At 36.4% G+C, this 2,566-nt stretch carries 3 protein-coding genes and 6 tRNA genes; all 9 read right to left on the reverse strand.

Annotation, left to right across the window (positions count from 1 at the left end; translation table 11 throughout):
- Nucleotides 1-97: 97 nt before the first annotated feature.
- The 9 genes from HMPREF1864_RS07010 to HMPREF1864_RS07045 all read right to left on the reverse strand — a co-directional run bounded on the left by HMPREF1864_RS07010 (nt 98) and on the right by HMPREF1864_RS07045 (nt 2,536).
- On the reverse strand, nt 98-667 hold the full coding sequence (locus HMPREF1864_RS07010) for a TlpA family protein disulfide reductase (RefSeq protein ID WP_062572098.1): 570 nt from the start codon (nt 665-667) through the stop codon (nt 98-100).
- On the reverse strand, nt 660-1,544 hold the full coding sequence (locus HMPREF1864_RS07015; RefSeq protein ID WP_062572099.1) for a 4Fe-4S binding protein: 885 nt from the start codon (nt 1,542-1,544) through the stop codon (nt 660-662). Before HMPREF1864_RS07015 ends, HMPREF1864_RS07010 begins: the two co-directional genes overlap by 8 nt.
- Nucleotides 1,537-1,683, reverse strand: a complete 147-nt coding sequence (locus HMPREF1864_RS08640) for a CD1871A family CXXC motif-containing protein (RefSeq protein ID WP_197415085.1) — start codon at nt 1,681-1,683, stop codon at nt 1,537-1,539. The genes HMPREF1864_RS07015 and HMPREF1864_RS08640 overlap by 8 nt, the downstream gene beginning before the upstream one ends.
- 299 nt (nt 1,684-1,982) lie before the next feature.
- Nucleotides 1,983-2,058, reverse strand: a tRNA-Lys gene (locus HMPREF1864_RS07020).
- A 45-nt stretch (nt 2,059-2,103) separates the two neighbouring features.
- Nucleotides 2,104-2,192, reverse strand: a tRNA-Ser gene (locus HMPREF1864_RS07025).
- Nucleotides 2,193-2,213: 21 nt separating this feature from the next.
- A tRNA-Lys gene (locus tag HMPREF1864_RS07030) sits at nt 2,214-2,289 on the reverse strand.
- Between the two features lie 5 nt (nt 2,290-2,294).
- Nucleotides 2,295-2,370, reverse strand: a tRNA-Gln gene (locus HMPREF1864_RS07035).
- 9 nt (nt 2,371-2,379) lie between these two features.
- A tRNA-Arg gene (locus HMPREF1864_RS07040) sits at nt 2,380-2,456 on the reverse strand.
- Between the two features lie 6 nt (nt 2,457-2,462).
- A tRNA-Gly gene (locus tag HMPREF1864_RS07045) sits at nt 2,463-2,536 on the reverse strand.
- Nucleotides 2,537-2,566: the final 30 nt, after the last annotated feature.

The following is a 2,566-nucleotide window of genomic DNA, read 5'->3' on the forward strand; positions in this document are numbered from 1 at the left end:
ATTATTCCTGGGTTTGTCTACAATCTGAAGAGACCCCATACAGGGTCTCAATAGGTGTATATCAATGAGGGTTTATCTTGTAATCACTTTTAAAAAATTATTTTTTGTCATTAGCTATAGCTTCGTCAATTTTTTTGTAAAGTTCAGCCTTCTTATCCTTGTCATCAACTGAACCCACACTTACATCTCCTATAACCTTTCCTTGTCTATCAATTAATAAAGTTGTTGGGAAGGCAGTTAGATTTTTAAGATAAGCATCAATTTCTTCAGAAGGTTTAACAGCAAGGTTAGTGTACTTTACACCCTTGGCTTCTAAGATTTTTTCTGCTTCTTCCTTTATTTTTTTATCTTCATAAGTGTCTAGGCAAATTGACATAACCTTTACATTTTTGTCCTTCAATTCTTCGCTAATTTGTTGTAGAGCTGGCATTTCATCAATACAACCCTTACAACCTGTGAACCAAATACTTAAAATTGTAACAGGGTGGTCTTTAAAGACATCATTGTTTACTGGCTTACCCTTAAAGTCTACTGCATCAAACTTAGGGAAAGAGTCTCCAGCAGAAATATCAGTAGCTTCTGGCGCCTTACTTGTGCAGGCAGACATAGATACCAATAGAATCATAAGAACAAATAACTTACTTATCTTATTAAAAACTTTATTCATAACTTACTCCTTCATCAATTTTATTTTTACTAATAGAGGTGGAAATTGCAGAAGTAGGGCAAGCCCTTAGGCAGTCCCCACACCTTATACATTCTAGAGCATTTTGATTCTTTGACATGTCCACATCCATCTTACAAACTCTCTTACACTTGCCACAAGAAATACAAGAATCATCCACATGGTATTTATAAAATGAAAATTTATTGGTTATTGCATAAAATGCACCTAGAGGGCAAAGATATTTACAGAAGGGCCTATAGAAAAATATTGAAAGTAAAGTTATTAGTGTGAGAATTACAAACTTTAACTTGAATAGATTTCCTAGGGCAGCTCTGATAGATTTGTTAGCAATAGAAAGAGGTATCCCTCCTTCGAGTATTCCCTGTGGGCAAAGGTACTTACAGAAGTATGGAGAAGCCCCTCCAAGTTCGTCAGTTAAAAATATTCCAAAAAGCCAAACTACAAAAATTAAAATCAAATACTTGAGATATTTTAGAAAAGTAAATTTTCTTGTAGAGAATTTTTTTGTGGGAATCTTATAAAGGAGATCCTGAAAAAATCCAAAGGGACACATAAAACCACAGATAAGCCTCCCAAATAGGGTTCCAAAGAAAAGCATTAGTCCCGTCACATAGTAGGCAAAATTAAATTTTGACGAGCCAACAAGTGCTTGAAAGGATCCTATTGGACAAGAGAAGGCAGCTCCCGGACAAGAATAACAATTTAGTCCTGGAACACAAAGGCTCTTAGTCTTACCTGTGTAGATAGTTCCCTTAATGAAGTTTGGAATATGTAAGTTTGTGAGAAGGGCAAAGCATCCTTGAAATAAATTTCGTTTTTTACCAATATTCTTTAGAAGATTTATTAAATTAGCCAATTCCAACGCACTCCAAACAAATTCTTATTGCTTTAGAAAGTACAGTGTCCACTTCTTGTCTGTAAGCTCCATAAATAACAAAAGCAATAGACAAAAGTAACATAAGATATGACAACTTCTTTTCTGCAAAATCCTTCATGTTTTCACCTCACAAGTAGTATAGCATTTAGGGTGTAAAGATAAGGTTAAGAAAAATTAATTATCTCAATTTATAAAAAAATTTTTAAGTTAATAATAAGCTCAAACTCAAATAAAAAATCAACTTCATAAATAACAACTTGTTAACTTTTAACAAACAACTCAACAAACTATTGCTAAGCTTCCTTTAAAACTTCTTACACCTTACTTACTAGTAATAACATTTTAACTTTAATTATATCTTATTCTTAAAACACAAAAATTATAACAAAAAAAGCTGTGAGAAGTTCACAGCTAACTTGGTGACCCATGCGCGATTCGAACGCGCGACACCTTGATTAAAAGTCAAGTGCTCTACCGACTGAGCTAATGGGTCTTATTAAGTTTCAATAAAAAATCTGTGTTAACCACAGATTAAAAATGGCGGAGAGGAAGGGATTCGAACCCTTGTGGGCTTGCACCCTAACGGTTTTCAAGACCGCCCCGTTATGACCACTTCGGTACCTCTCCACAAATATTTAATTAAAAAAATGGTGACCCATGCGCGATTCGAACGCGCGACACCTTGATTAAAAGTCAAGTGCTCTACCGACTGAGCTAATGGGTCTCACTTGGCTGGGGTGGCAGGACTCGAACCTACGCATGCCAGAGTCAAAGTCTGGTGCCTTACCGACTTGGCTACACCCCAATAATTAGTTGGCGCACCTAGGAGGATTCGAACCCCCGGCACACGGATTAGAAGTCCGTTGCTCTATCCAACTGAGCTATAGGTGCTTAATATGGAGCGGGTGAAGGGAATCGAACCCTCGCAACCAGCTTGGAAGGCTGGGGCTCTACCACTGAGCTACACCCGCATAAATAAAAATTATATAAAATTTTGGTGG

This window comes from Peptoniphilus sp. DNF00840 (assembly GCF_001553125.1).
Classification (GTDB): domain Bacteria; phylum Bacillota; class Clostridia; order Tissierellales; family Peptoniphilaceae; genus Peptoniphilus_A; species Peptoniphilus_A vaginalis.